At 72.9% G+C, this 18,224-nt stretch carries 19 protein-coding genes and 1 riboswitch; of the genes, 12 read left to right on the top strand and 7 right to left on the bottom strand.

Annotated features, from left to right (window positions below; translation table 11 throughout):
- Nucleotides 1-548, bottom strand: a 548-nt coding sequence (locus ACIP4P_RS30170; protein WP_400923843.1) for an amidohydrolase family protein, incomplete at its 3' end; no start/stop codon positions are given.
- Nucleotides 545-1,492, bottom strand: coding sequence for an ROK family protein (locus tag ACIP4P_RS30175; RefSeq protein ID WP_400923846.1), 948 nt, complete (start codon nucleotides 1,490-1,492; stop codon nucleotides 545-547). The genes ACIP4P_RS30175 and ACIP4P_RS30170, both read right to left, overlap by 4 nt.
- Before the next feature lie 358 nt (nucleotides 1,493-1,850).
- On the opposite strand from ACIP4P_RS30175, the gene ACIP4P_RS30180 reads away from it, so the two are divergent.
- A complete protein-coding gene (locus ACIP4P_RS30180) occupies nucleotides 1,851-3,089 on the top strand; it encodes an extracellular solute-binding protein (RefSeq protein ID WP_400923847.1) in 1,239 nt (412 codons plus the stop codon).
- A 27-nt stretch (nucleotides 3,090-3,116) separates the two neighbouring features.
- On the opposite strand, the gene ACIP4P_RS30185 is transcribed toward ACIP4P_RS30180, so the two are convergent.
- On the bottom strand, nucleotides 3,117-3,476 hold the full coding sequence (locus tag ACIP4P_RS30185) for a cupin domain-containing protein (protein WP_350516830.1): 360 nt from the start codon (nucleotides 3,474-3,476) through the stop codon (nucleotides 3,117-3,119).
- Between the two features lie 107 nt (nucleotides 3,477-3,583).
- On the opposite strand from ACIP4P_RS30185, the gene ACIP4P_RS30190 reads away from it, so the two are divergent.
- Together ACIP4P_RS30190 and otsB are read left to right on the top strand one after the other, a co-directional pair.
- Entirely contained in the window at nucleotides 3,584-3,811 is a 228-nt protein-coding gene (locus tag ACIP4P_RS30190) for a DUF3263 domain-containing protein (RefSeq protein WP_400924148.1), read from the top strand.
- A gap of 343 nt (nucleotides 3,812-4,154) precedes the next feature.
- Complete coding sequence (otsB, locus tag ACIP4P_RS30195) at nucleotides 4,155-4,994, top strand: trehalose-phosphatase (RefSeq protein ID WP_400923850.1); 840 nt, start codon at nucleotides 4,155-4,157, stop codon at nucleotides 4,992-4,994.
- On the opposite strand, the gene ACIP4P_RS30200 is transcribed toward otsB, so the two are convergent.
- Entirely contained in the window at nucleotides 4,981-6,447 is a 1,467-nt protein-coding gene (locus ACIP4P_RS30200; RefSeq protein ID WP_400923852.1) for a trehalose-6-phosphate synthase, read from the bottom strand. The genes otsB and ACIP4P_RS30200 overlap by 14 nt on opposite strands.
- Nucleotides 6,448-6,497: 50 nt before the next feature.
- On the bottom strand, nucleotides 6,498-7,502 hold the full coding sequence (locus ACIP4P_RS30205) for a glucosyl-3-phosphoglycerate synthase (protein ID WP_400923854.1): 1,005 nt from the start codon (nucleotides 7,500-7,502) through the stop codon (nucleotides 6,498-6,500).
- A gap of 150 nt (nucleotides 7,503-7,652) precedes the next feature.
- Nucleotides 7,653-7,789, top strand: a riboswitch (SAM riboswitch).
- 17 nt (nucleotides 7,790-7,806) lie between these two features.
- Here ACIP4P_RS30205 and thrC point away from each other — a divergent pair.
- The 5 genes from thrC to ACIP4P_RS30230 all read left to right on the top strand — a co-directional run bounded on the left by thrC (nucleotide 7,807) and on the right by ACIP4P_RS30230 (nucleotide 12,616).
- Nucleotides 7,807-9,087 carry a threonine synthase gene (thrC, locus tag ACIP4P_RS30210; RefSeq protein ID WP_400923856.1) on the top strand — a complete coding sequence of 427 codons (1,281 nt, stop codon included), beginning with the start codon at nucleotides 7,807-7,809 and terminating at the stop codon, nucleotides 9,085-9,087.
- 26 nt (nucleotides 9,088-9,113) lie between these two features.
- Nucleotides 9,114-9,392 (top strand): MoaD/ThiS family protein, encoded by a 279-nt coding sequence (locus ACIP4P_RS30215; RefSeq protein ID WP_350516836.1) that lies wholly within the window; start codon nucleotides 9,114-9,116, stop codon nucleotides 9,390-9,392.
- A gap of 578 nt (nucleotides 9,393-9,970) precedes the next feature.
- On the top strand, nucleotides 9,971-10,174 hold the full coding sequence (locus ACIP4P_RS30220) for a cold-shock protein (RefSeq protein ID WP_030289665.1): 204 nt from the start codon (nucleotides 9,971-9,973) through the stop codon (nucleotides 10,172-10,174).
- Nucleotides 10,175-10,520: 346 nt separating this feature from the next.
- Nucleotides 10,521-12,143 carry a chaperonin GroEL gene (gene groL, locus ACIP4P_RS30225; RefSeq protein ID WP_350504926.1) on the top strand — a complete coding sequence of 541 codons (1,623 nt, stop codon included), beginning with the start codon at nucleotides 10,521-10,523 and terminating at the stop codon, nucleotides 12,141-12,143.
- Nucleotides 12,144-12,256: 113 nt separating this feature from the next.
- Entirely contained in the window at nucleotides 12,257-12,616 is a 360-nt protein-coding gene (locus ACIP4P_RS30230) for a hypothetical protein (protein WP_400923859.1), read from the top strand.
- A 170-nt stretch (nucleotides 12,617-12,786) separates the two neighbouring features.
- Here ACIP4P_RS30230 and ACIP4P_RS30235 read toward each other — a convergent pair whose 3' ends face one another.
- Nucleotides 12,787-13,422 carry a hypothetical protein gene (locus ACIP4P_RS30235; RefSeq protein ID WP_400923861.1) on the bottom strand — a complete coding sequence of 212 codons (636 nt, stop codon included), beginning with the start codon at nucleotides 13,420-13,422 and terminating at the stop codon, nucleotides 12,787-12,789.
- Between the two features lie 78 nt (nucleotides 13,423-13,500).
- Between ACIP4P_RS30235 and ACIP4P_RS30240 the strand changes: the two genes are divergently transcribed.
- The 3 genes from ACIP4P_RS30240 (at nucleotide 13,501) to ACIP4P_RS30250 (ending at nucleotide 15,653) form a co-directional block, all read left to right on the top strand.
- Nucleotides 13,501-13,884 (top strand): PadR family transcriptional regulator, encoded by a 384-nt coding sequence (locus tag ACIP4P_RS30240; protein WP_400923863.1) that lies wholly within the window; start codon nucleotides 13,501-13,503, stop codon nucleotides 13,882-13,884.
- Nucleotides 13,881-14,840 carry a hypothetical protein gene (locus ACIP4P_RS30245; RefSeq protein WP_400923865.1) on the top strand — a complete coding sequence of 320 codons (960 nt, stop codon included), beginning with the start codon at nucleotides 13,881-13,883 and terminating at the stop codon, nucleotides 14,838-14,840. Before ACIP4P_RS30240 ends, ACIP4P_RS30245 begins: the two co-directional genes overlap by 4 nt.
- 126 nt (nucleotides 14,841-14,966) lie before the next feature.
- On the top strand, nucleotides 14,967-15,653 hold the full coding sequence (locus ACIP4P_RS30250) for a copper homeostasis protein CutC (RefSeq protein ID WP_400923867.1): 687 nt from the start codon (nucleotides 14,967-14,969) through the stop codon (nucleotides 15,651-15,653).
- Between the two features lie 60 nt (nucleotides 15,654-15,713).
- Here ACIP4P_RS30250 and ACIP4P_RS30255 read toward each other — a convergent pair whose 3' ends face one another.
- Nucleotides 15,714-17,768 (bottom strand): HelD family protein, encoded by a 2,055-nt coding sequence (locus ACIP4P_RS30255; RefSeq protein ID WP_400923869.1) that lies wholly within the window; start codon nucleotides 17,766-17,768, stop codon nucleotides 15,714-15,716.
- A 289-nt stretch (nucleotides 17,769-18,057) separates the two neighbouring features.
- Here ACIP4P_RS30255 and ACIP4P_RS30260 point away from each other — a divergent pair, with 289 nt between their 5' ends.
- Complete coding sequence (locus ACIP4P_RS30260; RefSeq protein WP_350516844.1) at nucleotides 18,058-18,222, top strand: hypothetical protein; 165 nt, start codon at nucleotides 18,058-18,060, stop codon at nucleotides 18,220-18,222.
- Nucleotides 18,223-18,224 lie beyond the last annotated feature (2 nt).

The following is an 18,224-nucleotide window of genomic DNA, read 5'->3' on the forward strand; positions in this document are numbered from 1 at the left end:
AGCATGCGCACCGAGTCGAGGCCGCCGGGGAGTTCGGGGGCGAGGGTGACCATCTTCGCGTGGCCGCGGGCGGCGTCGACGAGCTTGCGGACCAGCGCGGGGTCGGGGTCGCGCAGCAGGTCGGGGCGGTGGGCGCCGCAGCGGTTGTGGGAGATGAAGGGGCCCTCGAAGTGGATGCCGGCCAGGACGCCGTCCTCGACGAGTTCGGAGAGGACGGCGGCCTGGCGGGCGAGGTCGTCGATCTCGCCGGTGACGGTGGAGGCCATCGTGGTGGTGGTGCCGTGTTCGAGGTGGGTGCGGGCGGCGAGCAGGGCCTCCTCGGCGATGCCGGAGGCGTAGGAGGCGCCGCCGCCGCCGTGGACGTGCAGGTCGACGAAGCCGGGCACGACGGTGTGGCCGGTCAGGTCGAGGTCACCGGGCTCGGGGTCCCCGCCGAGGCCGGCGATGCGCTCGCCCTCGACGGCGATCCGGTCGCCCTCGACGACGCCGCCGGGCAGCACCAGTCGGGCGCCGGACAGGGCGGTACGGTCACGGTCCGCGGTGGTCACGCGGTCACCTCCATCGAGAGCAGATCCCAGGCGAGCAGGCCCGCGCCCAGGGACGCGGCGGTGTCTTTGAGCATGGCGGGTACGACCTTCGGGGGCATCTGGAAGGTCAGGCGCTCGGTGACCGCCGCGCGCAGCGGAGTGAAGAGCGTGTCGCCGGCCTCGGCCAGCCCGCCGCCGACGATGACGGTGGACGGGTCGAGCAGGCTCTGGGCCAGCACGATGCCGTCGGCCAGCGCGTCGACCGCGTTCTGCCAGACGGCGCGGGCGCGGTCGTCCCCGGCGTCCACCGCGGCGGCGCAGGATGCCGCGTCGGCGTCGGGGTCACCGCTGGCCTCGGCCCAGGCGCGGGAGACGGCGGAGGCGGAGGCCAGGGTCTCCAGGCAGCCGCGGGCGCCGCAGCCGCACTGCGGGCCGCCGGGGCGGACCACCACGTGGCCGATCTCGCCGCCGTAGCCGTGCGCGCCGGCCTCGATCCGGCCGTCGATGCCGATGGCGCCGGCGATGCCGGTGCCCAGGGCGATGAACAGGAAGCGGTCGACGCCGCGGCCGGCGCCGAGCCGGCCCTCGGCGAGGCCGCCGGAGCGCACGTCGTGGCCGAGGGCCACCGGCATCGCGGGGCCGCCGGGGGCGGCGAGGCGTTCGCCGAGCAGCTTGCGCAGCGGGAGGTCGCGCCAGCCGAGGTTGGCGGAGAAGACCGCGATCCCGTTCCTCTCGTCGATCGTGCCGGGGACGGCCACACCGGCCGCCGCCGGGGCGAGGCCGAAGCGGGTCCGGCCCTCGTCGGCCAGATCGGCGGCGAAGTCGAGGATGGCGGCGACGACGGCGTCGGTGCCGTGCTCCCGCCCGGTCGGTCGGCGTGCTTCGAACAGCACGGAGCCGTCCTGGGCGAGCAGCGCGGCCTTCATGCCGGTGCCGCCTACATCGAGTGCGATGACGTGCTTCACGGAGGACAGTTTCCCTTGGTCTGGTCGAAGAGGTCTAGTCCAGTTGTCGGATTGGTCTGGTCCATACTGGGTGAGCTTTGTCTCGGCTGCGGGGGTGTGCGGGACTTTGTGCCCGAGGGCCCGACAGGGGGCGTTCGGGTACCGGTTGTTGCGCATCGTGCAATGAACCCGGGCACTTCGGTAACTACTCGGCGGGTGGGGTCGAGTGGTGTGGACCATTCGGTGGGCGATTTGGCAGTGTTGCGCTCCCCCAGCCGGACGCGCCCGTCCGGCCGTAGTTCCCCCGTAGTTCCCCCCGAAGGCGGTACCCGCGTTGGACAGGCGCGCCCACGTTTCCACCCGTGTGCTCGGAACGGCGTTGGCCGGAGCACTGGTGCTCACCGCGGTCAGCGCCTGCAGTGGGCAGGGCGACGGGCCGGTCACGCTCAAACTGGTCGCCGCGGACTACGGGGAGAGCATCGACACCAGCTCCAAGCACTACTGGGACGAGGTCGCCAAGGACTTCGAGTCGGCCAACCCCGGCATCAAGGTCGAGGTCGAGGTCGACAGCTGGACCGACATCGGCAAGAAGGTCGACGACATGATCGCGGCCGGTAAGTCGCCGGACCTGCTGCAGACCGGCGGCTTCGCCGAGCAGGTCGCGGCGGACCGGCTGTACCCGGCCGCCGACGTGCTCTCGATGGACACCCAGGCCAAGTTCATGGACAACTTCGCCCACGCCGGGCAGGTGATCGGCACCCAGTACGGGATCCCGTTCGTGTCCTCGTCCCGGGTGCTCTTCTACAACAAGGCGGTCTTCCGGCAGGCGGGCATCTCCCAGCCGCCGACCACCTGGAACGAGCTGCGGGCCGCGGCCGAGAAGATCAAGGCCAAGGTGCCGGGGGTGACCCCGTACGGGCTCCCGCTCGGGCCCGAGGAGGCGCCGGCCGAGTCGATGCTGTGGACGCTGAGCGGCGGCGGCTCGCTCTCCGACGACGTCGGCAACTACACCATCGACAGCGACCAGAACCAGGCGACCTTCAGCTGGCTGAAGAACAACCTGGTCGGCACCGGGCTGACGTATCCGGACCCGGGCAAGATGAACCGCACGCCGGTGTTCCAGGACTTCGCCTCCGGGAAGGTCGCGATGCTGAACGGGCATCCGACGCTGCTCCGGATGGCCACCGCCGGGAAGATCGACTTCGGGACGGCGCCGATCCCGAAGAAGGACGGCGTGGGGAAGACCGGGAGCCTCGGGGTCGCGGACTGGATGATGGCGTTCAAGGCCAACGGGCACAAGAACGAGATCAAGAAGTTCCTGTCCTTCGTCTACGCGAAGGACAACCAGCTGAAGTTCGACGAGCGGTACAACCTGCTGCCGGTGACCCAGGACGCCTTCAACCAGATGTCCTCCGACCCGAAGCACGAGGACCTCAAGCAGTTCGCGGTCGGGCTGACCAACGCGAGCTTCTACCCGTTCGGGGACCCGGCCTGGGGAGAGGTCAGCAACCGGATCAAGACCGGGATCGGGCAGGCGGTGACCGGGGACCCGAAGCAGGTGCTCGGCGGGCTGCAGGAAGCGGCGGTCAAGGAGGCGGCCCGGGTCCGTCGGCAGTAGGACCCGGGCCGACCGGCGGGGCCGTCCTCAGGGGAGGGTGATCGCGTAGGTCTTGCGGAGGGTCTCGTGGACCGTCCAGGTGGTGCGGTCGCCCGCGCGCAGGACGGCGCAGTCGCCCGGGCCGACGGTCAGGGTCGGGCCGCCCTCGATCTCGATGGTGGCCCGGCCGCTCAGCACCGTGAACACCTCGTCGGCCTCCACGTCGGTGACCACGCCCGGGGTGATCTGCCAGATGCCGCGCAGCTGGCGGCCGTCGGGGGACTCGGCGAGGACCCTTCCGGTGACCTCGGGGGTGCCGGAGACGATCTGGGACGGGTCGAGGGGCTCGGGGTCCAGCTCGGCGGTCGGGACGTGGACGGTGAAGCTCGGCGTGTTCGGCGTGGTCATGGGGGTGACGGTAGCCGGGCGGGGATGCCGGGGCGGGGGGCAGAGTGTGTCGGGGGCGGGGGCGAGGATGACACTTCGTAGCCAGGAGGTGTTTCGTCGTGGGCGAGCTGAACGAGCTGAGTGAGCGGGACCGGGCGGTACTGGCGCTGGAGGGGCGGCAGTGGCGGACGGCGGGGGCCAAGGAGCGGGCGATCCGGGAGGAGCTGGGGCTCTCCTCGACCCGGTACTACCAACTGCTGAACGCGCTGCTGGACCGGGAGGAGGCGTTGGCGTTCGCGCCGGTGCTGGTGAACCGGCTGCGGCGGGTCCGGGAGGCCCGGCGGGAGGCTCGTTGACGGGGGGCTTTCGGGAGGGTGGGTGACGCCGGGGGCGGTTCCGGGGGTGGGTGCTCCGGGGGCTGGGTGATTTTCGGACTGCCGACCCTGTCCGCGTATGCCTGGCCGCCGTTGGCAGTCTGAAAATCACCCGTTACGCCCCTCTCCGCGGCCACCCCCTCCACCGCCCCCTCCCGCAGCGCGTCCCTCTCGCCTGGGTTGGTTCGTGGGGTGGGGTGGGGTGGGGGTGCTGGGGGGGGTGGGTGGGTGCGGGTTAGGGGGTGGTTCTTTGCGGGCGCGCGGGCTTTCGCCCTGCGCGCTCGCTGGGGTGGTGGGGTGGACGGGGGTGGGTATGGGCCTGGGTATGGCTCTTGACGAGATGGGTGTGCCGGTCACTGGTGCCGGGCGGGACGGGTGGCGGGCGATCGTGGCGGCGCCGGGGGATGCGGTGGTCGCGTTGGACTTCGACGGGACGTTGGCGCCGATCGTGGCGGATCCGGCGCTGGCGCGGGCGCATCCGGGGGTGGTGGGGGCGTTGCGGGGGCTGGCGTCCGTGGTGCGGGCCGTGGTGGTCGTCACCGGGCGGCCGGCCGGGGTGGCGGCGGAGTACGGCGGGTTCGCCCGGGTACCGGGGCTGGTGGTGCTGGGGCACTACGGGGCCGAGCGCTGGGAGGGGGGCGTGCTGACGGCGCCGGAGGTGCATCCGGGGGTGGCCGGGGCCCGGGCGGCGTTGCCGGGGGTGCTGGCCCGGGTGGGGGCGCCCGAGGGGACGTGGGTGGAGGACAAGGGGCGCTCGGTGGCGGTGCACACCCGGCGGACGGCGGAGCCGGAACGGGCGCTGGAGCTGCTGCGGGCGCCGGTGGGGGAGCTGGCGGCCGAGCACGGGCTGGTGGTGGAGCCCGGGCGGCTGGTGCTGGAGCTGCGGCCGCCGGGGGTGGACAAGGGGGCGGCGCTGACCGGGTTCCTGCGGGAGCGCGGGGCCCGCTCGGTGCTCTACGCGGGGGACGACCTGGGGGACGTGGCGGCCTTCGCGGCGGTGGAGCAGCTGCGCGGGGACGGCGTCGCCGGGCTGCTGGTGTGCGCCGGGGCGGTGGGGGACGCGCCGGTGCGCGAGCTCGCCGACCGGGCGGATCTGGTGGTCGACGGGCCCGCGGGCGTGGTGGAGCTGCTGGAGGGCTTGGGACGGGCGGTCAGAGCGCGTTGAGCTGGTCCAGGAACCACTGCTGCGGGGGGAGCGCGGTGGCCGCCGCGGCGAGCCGCTTGGTGCGGTCGGCGCGCTCCTCCGGGCTCATGGTGAGTCCGGCGTGCAGGGCCTCGGCGGTGGCGATCACGTCGTAGGGGTTGACGGTGAGGGCGTCGTCCTTGAGCTCGGCGTGGGCGCCGGCCTCCCGGGAGAGGACGAGGGCGCAGCCCCGGTCGGAGACCACCGGGACCTCCTTGGCGACCAGGTTCATGCCGTCCCGGATCGGGTTGACGAGGGCGACGTCGGCGAGGCGGTAGGCCGCCAGGGAGCGCGGGAAGTCGTCGTCGACGTGCAGGATCAGCGGCCGCCAGGTGGGGGTGGCGAACTCGGCGTCGATCTCCTCGGCCAGGCGTCGGACGGCGGCGGTGTAGTCGCGGTACTCGGCGAGGTCGGTGCGGGAGGGGTAGGCGAAGGCGATGTGCACCACCCGGTCGTGCCACTCGGGGCGGGTGCGGAGCAGGTGCCGGTAGGCCTGGAGGCCGCGGACGATGTTCTTGCTCAGCTCGGTGCGGTCCACCCGGACGACGGTGCGGCGGTCGCCGACGGCGTCGCGCAGGACGGCCAGGCGTTCGTCCACGTCGGGGCGGTGGGCGCGCTCGCGCAGGAAGTCGGCGTCGGCGCCCAGGGCGTGGACGCCGAGCCGGGTGGTGCGGCCCGCGTGGGTGACGGTGAGCGCCTCGTGGTCGACGGTGGCGCCGAGGAGGTCCGCGCAGCAGGCGGCGAAGGCGCGGGCCCAGCGTTCGGTGAGGAACCCGGCCCGGTCGGCGCCGAGGATGCCGGTCAGCACGGCCCGGCCGACGTCGTCGGGGAGCAGCCGGTAGTACTCGGGCGGGGCCCACGGGGTGTGGGAGAAGTGGCCGATCCGCAGGTCGGGGCGGGCCGCGCGGAGCAGGGCCGGGGCGAGGGACAGGTGGTAGTCCTGCACCAGCACCGCGGCGCCCGGGGCGGCCTCGGCGGCCAGGGCGTCCGCGAAGGCGGCGTTGTAGGCCCGGTAGGCGGCCCACTCGGTGCGGAAACCGGCGTCGAAGGAGGGTGCGGTCGGCGTCGCGTAGAGCAGGTGGTGGACGAACCAGAGGGTGGAGTTGGCGACGCCGTTGTAGGCGCGGGCGAAGGTCTCCGGGTCGATGTCGAGCATCCGTACGGCCTGGCCGCCGACCTCGTGCCCGGCCCGGTCGAGCCGGCCCTCGGGGGCCTCCCGGGCGGCTCTGCGGTCGGCGTCGTTCAGGGCGGCGCAGACCCAGACGGCGTCCGGGTCGTCGATCGCGGACAGGCCGGAGACCAGGCCGCCGCCGCCGCGGCGCAGGGTCAGTGTGCCGTCGTCGGCGGTGCTGAAGGACACCGGTCCCCGGTTGGAGGCCACCAGGACGGGGGCGGTGCCGGTCGCACTCGAACGTTCGGTCGTGAGATCGCCCATGGTTGGGATGTTGCCGGGGGGTCGGGTCGGCAAACGTTTCGGCAGGCGGTTCAGTGGCGGGTCGCGTACTCGGGGACGGTGTGCATCGGCGGGCGCTCCAGGGCCGTCACCGGGTGGGTGTGGGCGGTGAAGGCGCGGGTGTCCGGGTCGCGGCTGAACTGGGTGAGGTGGGGGTGGACCAGGTCGGCGGAGGCCTTGAGGCGGTGGGTGCGGTCGAGCCGTTCCAGGGCGGTGCGGTAGATGGTGGCGGCCATCCGGCCGAGGGCCTGGCCGTCCTGGTGGCGGTGGTGCCGGACGCCGACGTCGACCTGGGCCAGGGCGTCCAGTCCGACCAGTTCCAGGGCGTCGACCAGCAGACCGAGCTCGACGCCGTAGCCGGTGGGGAAGGGCAGCCGTTCGAGCAGCGGGCGGCGGGCCGCGTACTCGCCGCCGAGCGGCTGGACGAAGCCGGCGAGTTCCGGCCAGTGCAGGTTGAGCAGCGGGCGGGCGACGAGTTCGGTGACCCGGCCGCCGCCGACCGGCAGGACCGCCCCGCTCTCGGTCTCCAGCGGGCGGTCGTACATGGCCTTGACCAGCTGGACGGACTCGTCGGTCAGCAGCGGGCCGACGATGCCGGAGACGAAGGCCGGGTCGAACTCGCGCAGGTCGGCGTCCACGAAGCAGACGATGTCGCCGCGGGTGACCAGCAGCGAGCGCCAGAGCACCTCGCCCTTGCCGGGGACGGCGGGCAGCCGGGGCAGGATCCGGTCGCGGTGCTCCACCCGGGCGCCCGCGGCGGCGGCGACGGCGGCGGTGGCGTCGGCGGAGCCGGAGTCCACCACGACGAGTTCGTCCACCAGGGGGATCCGCTCCATCAGCTCGCGCCGGACGGTGCGGACGATGTCGCCGACGGTGGCCTCCTCGTCCAGGGCCGGGAGGACGACGCTGACGGTGCGGCCGGTGCGCCGCTTGGCCTCCAGCAGGGTGTGCACCGGCCGGTCGGTCGCGCTCCACGAGCGGCGGCGGAGCCAGGACGCCGCCTGTGGGAGGAGCGCGGGGATCGGTTCGGCGGGCACGGTGACTCTCCTCGGCGGGATCGGGGTGGAACGGCTCATCTCGCTTGGCGGACGGACCCGTTCAGGGGTGACGCCTTCGGATACAGTCTTCGTACAGCGGTCGGACCTTTGCACGCCGGGGTCACCGTTGCGCACCACCACAATTTCACAAGCTCATCCAGAGGGACTGAGGGAACGGCCCGTTGACGTCCCGGCAACCTTCTCGCTCGGCTGTCTGTCGACAGGCCCCGGCGGGACAGGTGCCAATTCCGGCCTGTGGCGCGACCGCGCCGCGGGGAAGATGAGGAGAGAGGCCTCCGCCATCATGGCCATCGACACTGCCGCACCTGTTTCCGTGGACCTCGGCCCCGCCGCCGCGCTGTCCTGTCGGGAGTGCGGAACCCGGTTCCCGCTCGGCCCCAGCTTCGCCTGCCTGGAGTGCTTCGGGCCGCTGGAGATCGCCTACGAGTTCGGGAGCGAGCGCGCCGAGGAGCTGCGCAAGCGGATCGAGTCCGGCCCCGCGTCCATCTGGCGCTACGCGCCGCTGCTGCCGGTGCCGGCCGACGTCGCCTCCAAGCCCAACCTGAACCCCGGCTGGACCCCGCTGGTCAAGGCGGACAACCTGGGTCGTGAGCTCGGCTTCACCGCGCAGCTGCACATCAAGGACGACTCCGGCAACCCCACCCACTCGTTCAAGGACCGGGTGGTGGCCTGCGCGATCGAGGCGGCCCGGGCGTTCGGGTACACCACGCTGTCCTGCTCCTCCACCGGCAACCTGGCCGGCGCGGTGGGCGCGGCGGCGGCCCGGGCCGGGTTCCGGTCCTGCGTCTTCATCCCGCACGACCTGGAGCAGGGCAAGGTCGTGATGGCCGGGGTGTACGGCGGCGAGCTGGTCGGCATCGAGGGCAACTACGACGACGTGAACCGCTTCTGCTCGGAGCTGATCGGGGACCCGGCCGGCGAGGGCTGGGGCTTCGTCAACGTCAACCTGCGGCCGTACTACGGCGAGGGCTCCAAGACGTTGGCGTACGAGATCTGCGAGCAGCTGGGCTGGCGCCTGCCGGAGCAGATCGTCATCCCGATCGCCTCCGGCTCCCAGCTGACGAAGATCGACAAGGGGCTGCAGGAGCTGATCAGGCTGGGGCTGGTCGAGGACCGGCCGTACCGGATCTTCGGCGCCCAGGCGGAGGGCTGCTCGCCGGTGTCGGCGGCGTTCAAGGCCGGCCGGGACGTGATCAAGCCGGTGAAGCCGGACACCATCGCCAAGTCGCTGGCGATCGGCAACCCGGCGGACGGCCCGTACGTGCTGGACATCGCCCGCCGCACCGGCGGTGCGGTCGAGGACGTCACGGACGCGGAGGTCGTGGCGGCGATCCGGCTGCTGGCCCGGACCGAGGGCATCTTCGCCGAGACCGCGGGCGGGGTGACCGTCGGCGTGCTGAAGAAGTTGGTCGAGACGGGTCAGCTGGACCCGGCCAAGGAGACCGTCGCGATCAACACCGGCGACGGCCTGAAGACCCTGGACGCCGTCTCCGAGGCCGGGATTACCGCCGTCATCCGCCCGACGCTGGACGCTTTCCACTCCGCCGGTCTCGCGTCCGCCTGAACCACCCCCACCCCGCTAGGAGAGCCATGAGCGCCAACGTCCGCATCCCCACCATCCTGCGCACCTACACCGGCGGTGCGGCCGAGGTGACCGCCGAGGGGGCCACCCTGGCCGAGGTCATCGCCCACCTGGAGCAGAACCACGCGGGCATCTCGGCCCGGATCCTGGACGACACCGGCAAGCTGCGCCGCTTCGTCAACGTGTACGTGAACGACGATGACGTGCGGTTCGCCGAGGGCCTGGCGACCGAGATCGGGGACGGCGCCAGCGTCTCGATCATTCCGGCGGTGGCCGGCGGCTGCTGAGTCGTTCGGCGGTCGCGTTTCCGGGTTGCTTTCCGGGTCGCCCCGCGCCGCCCGTGCGTACGGAATTCCACTCTCCGTACGCGCGGGCGGCGCGTTCGCATTTCGGCGGGAATATTTCCCGCTCAAGTCGGAGTAGAGTGTGGCTCTGCTGGGAACAGGGCCGCCCTTCCGGCGCACGGGGTGCTTCGCCGGAGGTCGTCCGACCGGCGGGACCGGCCCGGGGCGGTTCCCGGGAAACATGTCAGGCAGATGTCAGAATTCCTGCGGGCATTTGGGTAATTCGTCCGCTATGTCCGGCGACGAATGCCGAGTTCCTTCCGGTTTGTTCGCTCTTGTCTCTTGACGGGCCCTCGGAATTCCCGGCGGTTGACCCTGTTGCAGAGGGCGTCGGTCCGGATACATTCAGCGGCGGTCGACGTAATCAACCGCTCACGGAAGCCGTCCGGCGCCCCCGTGCGGAGGATTGCGGCGTGCACGGCTGCGCTCAGGGGGGGTTCCCCGGGCCGGCCTTCAAACCAGACCCGGGCCCGCGACCTGCGGGACCGTGAAGGGCCAGCACAGCACTAGGGGAGTTCGGAATGGCTCAGGGCACCGTCAAGTGGTTCAACGCGGAGAAGGGCTACGGCTTCATCGCGGTCGACGGTGGTGCGGACGTCTTCGTCCACTACAGCGCGATCCAGATGGACGGCTACCGCACCCTCGAGGAGGGCCAGCGGGTCGAGTTCGAGATCTCCCAGGGACAGAAGGGCCCGCAGGCGGACATGGTCCGCGCGGCGGTCTGACCCCTTCCGACTCCAGGAGCTCGGCGCGGCCCACTGCTGGTGGACCTCCTGCTTCTCGACGGGCCCGTGCGACACGCGTCGTACGGGCCCGTTCGCGTTCCCGCGCGGGCCTGTTCACGTTCCCGCGCGGGCCCGTCGGGCGGCTCGCGGGTTGCCGATTGGGCTTGCACTCGACCACCCGGAGTGCTAATCATTGGCGTTAGCACTCACAGTGTGAGAGTGACAGCGGACCGGGTCGGTGAGGCCCCCGGGAGCGGTAGGGGAATGGACCTCCGCGCACCAGGGCCGTCCGTCGCGGGCACCCCTTGGTCCGAGCAGTCGACCGTGTCCCGGAGGACCACTTCTGATGGCCAAGATCATCGCCTTTGATGAGGAAGCTCGCCGCGGCCTTGAGCGTGGCATGAACCAGCTCGCCGACGCCGTGAAGGTCACGCTCGGCCCCAAGGGCCGCAACGTCGTGCTGGAGAAGAAGTGGGGCGCCCCCACGATCACCAACGACGGTGTCTCCATCGCCAAGGAGATCGAGCTCGAGGACCCGTACGAGAAGATCGGTGCGGAGCTCGTCAAGGAGGTCGCCAAGAAGACGGACGACGTCGCGGGTGACGGCACCACCACCGCCACCGTGCTCGCCCAGGCCCTGGTTCGCGAGGGTCTGCGCAACGTCGCCGCCGGCGCCAACCCGATGGCCCTGAAGCGCGGCATCGAGAAGGCCGTCGCCGCCGTCTCGGACCAGCTGCTGGCCCAGGCCAAGGACGTGGAGACCAAGGAGCAGATCGCCTCCACCGCCTCCATCTCCGCCGCCGACACCCAGATCGGCGAGCTCATCGCCGAGGCCATGGACAAGGTCGGCAAGGAAGGCGTCATCACCGTCGAGGAGAGCAACACCTTCGGCCTGGAGCTTGAGCTCACCGAGGGCATGCGCTTCGACAAGGGCTACATCTCCGCCTACTTCGCCACCGACCTGGAGCGGATGGAGGCGACCTTCGAGGACCCGTACATCCTCATCGCCAACTCCAAGATCGGCTCGGTCAAGGACCTGCTCCCGCTGCTGGAGAAGGTCATGCAGAGCGGCAAGCCGCTCGTCATCATCGCCGAGGACGTCGAGGGCGAGGCCCTGTCGACCCTGGTCGTGAACAAGATCCGCGGCACCTTCAAGTCCGTCGCCGTCAAGGCCCCGGGCTTCGGCGACCGCCGCAAGGCCATGCTCGGCGACATCGCCATCCTCACCGGTGGCACCGTGATCTCCGAGGAGGTCGGCCTCAAGCTGGAGAACGCCGGCATCGACCTGCTGGGCACCGCCCGCAAGGTGGTCATCACCAAGGACGAGACCACCATCGTCGACGGTGGCGGCGACAGCGACCAGGTCGCCGGTCGCGTGAACCAGATCCGCGCCGAGATCGAGAACAGCGACTCGGACTACGACCGCGAGAAGCTCCAGGAGCGCCTCGCCAAGCTGGCCGGCGGCGTGGCCGTCATCAAGGCCGGCGCGGCCACCGAGGTGGAGCTCAAGGAGCGCAAGCACCGCATCGAGGACGCCGTCCGCAACGCCAAGGCCGCCGTCGAGGAGGGCATCGTCGCCGGTGGTGGCGTCGCGCTGCTGCAGGCCGGTGTCGCGTTCGACAAGCTGGAGCTGGACGGCGACGAGGCCACCGGTGCCAACATCGTCAAGGTCGCGCTGGAGGCCCCGATCAAGCAGATCGCGACCAACGCCGGCCTGGAGGGTGGCGTCGTGGTGGAGAAGGTGCGCAACCTCCCCGCCGGTCACGGCCTGAACGCCGCCACCAACGAGTACGTCGACCTGGTCGCCGCGGGCATCATCGACCCGGCCAAGGTCACCCGCTCCGCGCTGCAGAACGCCGCCTCCATCGCGGCGCTGTTCCTCACCACCGAGGCCGTCATCGCCGACAAGCCGGAGAAGGCCGCCGCGGCCGCCGGCGGCGGCATGCCGGGCGGTGACATGGACTTCTGATCCTGATCGGGTTCCCGGTCGGATCGTCGATCCTCGTCCGCGTGGGCGGTCCCCTTCGGGGGGCCGCCCACGCGGCGTTTCGGGGTTCCGGCGTTTGCGCGGAGAATGGACGGATGGCTTCCGACGACATCGAGACCGCCCTGCACAACGCCCGGGCGCTGATCCTGGCCGACCTCACCGCGCGGGACGTGGCGGACGCCGCCGTCGTCTCGCTGGTGGAGCAGGCCGTCACCCACCGCCGCTGGTGGCTGGAGCAGTGGCCGGACGGCACCGAGTACGTGCTCGGGCTGGTCGCCCAGGACGTCCAGGACGCGCTGCTGGAGGCGTACGGGCGGTGGCCGCTGTGCGCCGCCTGCGCGGCCGACGGGGACCCGCACGCGCTCGGCGTGGAGCCGGAGTTGGGGCCGGAGCCGCACTGGGTGTGCGGCAAGCAGGGCGCCGTGGTGGCGGCGGTGGGGGAGCTGGGGGCCTAGGGCGTGTCTGACAATTCCCGCCGGGCGCGCGACGCCGGGGCACGCGCCTCGCCGCGTTGTCGTCGGTCGCCGATGCTCCGCATGGACTCCCTCCTCCGCCTTGCGATGCACGCACCCCGACGCCGCGCGCTGATCCGACGCGAATTGTCAGACACGCCCTAACTGGGGTCCTAGGTGCCCTGGAGGGCGTCGAGTTCGGCCGTCAGGTTGGTGCGGGCGGGGCCGGTGAAGCGGTCGCGGGCGGTGGGGGTGCGGTAGAGGGCCGGGAGCGCCAGGAGTTGGCGCAGCACGGCGGCCCGGCCGGCCCGGAAGTCCGGCTCCGGGACGAAGCCGTACTCCTCCCGGACGGCGGCCGCGTACGCCGCGTAGGCCTCCGGGGTGCCGCCGAGCACGGCGAGGTCCGCGTCGCAGAGCACCTCGCCGTCGCGGTCGCAGGGGGCCGGGTCGTGGGTGACGGTGAGCAGGACCAGCCGTTCGACCTCCGCGACCCGGTCGGCGGGCAGGCCGGCGGCGGTCAGCGCGCGGACGGCCAGGGCGGCACTGCGCTGCTCGTTCTCGGTGCGGTCGGGCCGGTAGACGGCGTCGTGGAACCAGGCGGCCAGCCGGACGGCGTCCGGGTCGGCGGCGTGCCCGGCGAGGGCGTCGACGTGGCCGAGCACCGCGCGCAGGTGCGCGGGGGTGTGGTAGCGGCGCTGCGGTTCGGACCAGCGGCGCAGCAGTTCCCGGCCGTACGGTTCGGGGTCCTCGGTGGTGCCGCAGCGGTGCAGCAGGGCGGTCCAGGCGGTGAGCAGGTCCTCGGTCGGCATGGGCCTCATTGTGGTGGGTCGGGGATTCGGGGCCCGCACCGGTGGACGGATGTGCCGTTCGGCGATATATGTAGGTGTATGACTGAACGCTCCATGCAGGAGCCGACGCTGCTGCTGCTCACCGCGCTGGCCGACGCCCCGAGACACGGCTACGCGCTCATCCAGGAGATCGCCGCGATCTCGGACGGCCGGGTCAAGATGCGGACCGGCACGCTCTACGGGGCGCTCGACCGGCTGCTGACCCAGGGGCTGATCGAGGTCGCCGCGGAGGAGGTCGTGGACGGCCGGGCCCGGCGCAGCTACGCGCTGACCGACGCCGGACGGGACGCCCTGGCCAACGAGGCCGAGCGGCTGCGGGCGGTGGCCACCGAGGCCGAGCGGCGGCTGACGAAGATCCGGTCGATGCTGCCGGGGAGGACCGGGTCGCAGGAGCGGCCCGCCGCGGGGGGAGGACTCTCATGACCATGCCGGTGATCGGCCCCGCGCCGTCGGCGCTGCTGCGGGCCGCGCTGCAGCTCTACCCGGCGCGCTACCGCCGTGAGCGCGGCGAGGAACTGGCCGAGGTCTTCGCCGACACGACGGCCGAGGGCGGTCGGGTGGCGGTCGCCCGGGAGGCGCTCGGCCTGGCGGTGTACGGGCTGCGGGTGCGGCTCGGGCTGACCGGCGGGTCGGCGGCCGGCCGGCTGCTGGCCCTGCTGGCGCCGATGGTCGCCGGGGCCGTGGTCGGGGCCACCATGGTGCCCTGGGCGGCCAACCTGGAGCGGACCACCAGGGGGCTCGCCTGGGACGACTCGTTCGGGAACCACGTCCGGGCCTTCGCCCCGCCGGCGGCCGCGCTGCTGCTCGGAGTGGCGGCCCTGCTGGGCCGGTGGACGGCGGTTCGGGTCACCGCGCTGGTGCTGGGCGCCATCGGGCTGTACGACCTGGGTGACGCCGCCCTGGGGAGGAGCCTCTTCGACATCTGGTGGGTCGGCTACATCGGGATGGCCACGGTGCCGTTCGTGGTGGCCGGGCTGCTGCTGGCCGCCGCGCCGACCGATCTGCTGCCCCGGCCGAACCTGCGCACCGCCGGGCTGGTGGTGGCCTCGGCGGTCCTCGGCGGGATGCTGGAGGCGGTCCAGAACTGGGACGACACGACGTTCCCGCTGGACCTCCAGTGGTTCGTGGTGCTGCTGATCGCCCCGACGCTGCTGGCCCTCGCCGGGCTGCGCGGGCGGCTGGGGGCGGCGGCGGTCGGGCTGGCGGTGCTGGTGGTGACCGGGCCGGGCAGCCTGTTCAACATCTGGCGGGAGTCCCGCGGGATCTCGCACCTGCTGCCGGTGGCGGTGCCGGTGGTGGCCCTGCTGGTGCTGGTGGCGGTGGCGGAGCGCCGGTTCGGCCGGCGGGAGGCCGTCGGGGTGGTGCCGGGCGGGGCCTGAGGCCGGGCCTACGACAGGGCCTGTGGCCGGGCCTGCGACAGGGCCTGAGGAGCGCCCCCGTTCCGGTGTGACCGGAACGGGGGCGTGGTCTCGCCGGGGCCGGGGGGATGTGGCAGGCTATCTGATATGTCTAGACCAATTTTCGAAGTCATCGCGCTGACGCCCCAGGACGCCCAGGCTGCCGAGTCGGGCGGCGCCGACCGGCTCGAACTGGTCACCGACATGGCCGCCGACGGGCTCACCCCCTCGGTCGAGGACTTCGCCCGGATCCGGGCCGCCGTCGGCATCCCGCTGCGCGTGATGCTCCGGATCCGGGACGGCTTCGCCCCCGGCGACCTGGACGAGCTGTGCGCCCGGGCCGCCGCGCTGCGGGCCGAGGGCGCCGAGGAGTTCGTGCTCGGCTTCCTGGACGCCGAGGGCGCCGTCGACCTGGCCGCCACCACGACCGTCGCCGAGGCGATCGCCGGCTGCCGCTGGACCTTCCACCGGGCGATCGACCACAGCGCCGACCGGGCCGCCCTGCGGGCCGCCGTCGGCGCGCTGCCCGGGCTGGACACCTTCCTCACCTCCGGCACGGCCGCCGGGGTGGACGCCGGGCGCGAGGTGCTCGCCGCCGAGCTGGCCCGCCGCGGCGAGCCGGGCTACACCCAGCGGATCCTGATCGGCGGCGGCCTGCGGGCCGAGCACCTCAAGGAGCTGCGGGCGGAGGGCTTCGACGCCTTCCACGTCGGCGGCGCGGTGCGGGCCGACGGCTGGCTCACGCCGGTGGACGCGGCCAAGGTCGCCCAGTGGCGGGCGCTGATCGACGCGTGAACCCCGGCGGAAGGGGCCGGCCCGGTGGCCGGCCCCTTCCGCGTCCCGGCCGGACAGCGCTCAGCTGAGCTGCTCGGGCAGCGGCTCGCGGTGCAGCACCGTCAGCCCGGAGACGGCGCGGGTGAGCGCCACGTACAGCCGGCGCAGGCCGGTCCGCTCGTCCGGCTCCCCGGCGATCACCGCGGCCGGCTCGTCCAGCACCACGTAGTCGTACTCCAGACCCTTGGCGAGCGAGGCCGGGACGAGGGTCAGCCGGGCCTCGGCGCTGGTCTCGGTGCCGGGGGAGAGGTGCGGCAGCCCGGCCGCCGTGAGCAGCTCGCCGAGCCGCGGGATCCGGGCGTCGGCGGCGATCAGGCCGGTCGAGCCCTCGTGCTCCAGCGCCTCCCGGCAGGCCGCCAGGACGGCCTCCTCCCACGCCTCGGCCTCCTCGACCCGGCGGATCTCCAGCGAGCCGGGCGCGTCGCGGACCGAGGTGGCCGGGGCCAGGCCGGGGGCGATCGCGGGCAGCAGCCGGGAGGCGTACACGATGACCTCCTCGGGCACCCGGAAGCCCTTGGTCAGCTCCTCGATGTGTGCCTCCGGCTTGCCCAGGTGGCGCAGCGCCTCGGGCCAACTGGCCGTCGCCCACGGGGTGGTGCCCTGGGCGAGGTCGCCGAGGACGGTGGCCGAGCCGGTGGTGCAGCGGCGGCCGACGGCGCGGTACTGCATCGGCGAGAGGTCCTGGGCCTCGTCCAGCACCACGTGCCCGAGCGAGGGGGTGCGTTGCACCAGGTCGGTCGCCTCGTCGACCAGGACGGCGTCGGCCGGGGTCCAGCGCGCGGTCCGCACCGAGCGGCCGGGCTTGGGCCAGAGCACCGTCCGCTGCTCCTCGGCGGTCAGCACGCCCTCGGCGCACTCGGCCAGGAACTCCGGGTCGGAGAGCAGCCGCAGCACCAGCTTGGCCGGGTCGACGGCCGGCCAGCACTCCTTGACCACCGCCTTGACCGCGGCATTGCGGGCCACCGCGTCCTGCACCCGGTCGTCCGGGGCCTCGCCGCCCTGCTCCATCTTCAGCAGCACGGCGTGCGAGATGCGCTGCGGCAGGGCGTCCCGGGCGGCGCCGTAGCGGATCTCGCGGCCCTTCAACTCCTCGATGATCTCGACCAGTTCGTACGCCGGGACGCGCCAGCGGCGGGAGCCGCGGACCACCACGCAGGGCTCGGTGGGCAGCGTGATGCCGGCCCGTACGGCCCGGCGCAGCACCTCCGCCATCCGGGCGTCGCCCTTCAGCCGGGCCGCCTCCGGGTCGTCCTCGCCCCGCACCTCGACGTGGGCGACCAGCTGCTGCACGGTGGCCTGGCCGACCTCCAGCTCGCCGAGCGCGGGGAGGACCTGCTCGATGTAGGAGAGGAAGGCGTTGTTCGGGCCGATCACCAGGGTGCCGGTGCGGGCCAGCCGCTCCCGGTGGGCGTACAGCAGGTACGCGACACGGTGCAGGCCGACGGCGGTCTTCCCGGTGCCGGGCGCCCCCTGGACGCAGATGGTGCCCGTGATGTCGGAGCGGACGATCTCGTCCTGCTCGGGCTGGATGGTGGCGACGATGTCGCGCATCGGGCCGACACGGGGCTTCTCGATCTCGGCGGCGAGCAGCGCGGAGGCGGTGTCAGTCTCGGCGGGGTCGGTGAGGTGCTCGTCCTCGTAGGCGGTGAGCTCGCCGCCGGTGTAGCCGAAGCGGCGGCGGCGCTCGACGTCCATCGGCTCGGTGCGGCTGGCCCGGTAGAACGGCTGGGAGACCGGCGCGCGCCAGTCGATCACCATCGGGTCGCCGTCGGCGTCGTGGACGTGCCGGCGGCCGATGTAGAAGTTCTCCCCGCCGCCCCCTTCGCTCAGCTCCTCGCTGACCGCGTGCAGGTAGTCGAGGCGGCCGAAGAACAGCGGGGTGTCGGAGAGGTCGGCCAGGGCGGCGATCCTGGCCTCGATCTGGTTCTGCAGGATGACGGCGGTGACCCAGGAGCCGGTCACGTCGCGGATGTCCAGCGACTGGACGTCCTCGCGCATGGCCCGCAGCGCGGACCGGGAGGCGGCCAGGTGGTCGCGTTCGCGCTGGAGGGGGTCGGTGGTGGGGGTGGCGGGCACAGCGAACCTTCCCGGCTGCCCCGGTGGCGGGCGCAGCGGATCGATGGAGCTCACGGTGGTTACAGCCGGCCGGTTGCCGTGCGGTCGGCGCCTCCCCCGGCTGCCTGCGGACGTCAGCAGGTACCACGGTTCGGGAGGGGGCAGACGGACGATCTTAGACCCGTCGGCCTCGGGGTTCCAGCCCCGCAGGTCTCAGGGTCGCGGGTACACCCGGAGGAGGACGGGCGTCGCGGTGGATGCGGCCTTTGGAGTGATGCCGTGGGCCGGTCGGGTGCCTACCGTGGAAGACATGAGCAGCGAAACCCCCACCCCCCGTTCGGGCCCGGCCGGCGCGACCGCCGTCCAGGGCCGCCACCACCGCAATCCGCTGAGCACCGCCGTGCGCAACGTCGGGATCGTGCTGGACACCGCCGCGCGGGTGATCTTCCTCGGGCGCGACGGTGTCCGGTACTGAAC

The sequence above is a fragment of the Kitasatospora sp. NPDC089509 genome, from assembly GCF_044749365.1.
Classification (GTDB): Bacteria; Actinomycetota; Actinomycetes; order Streptomycetales; family Streptomycetaceae; genus Kitasatospora.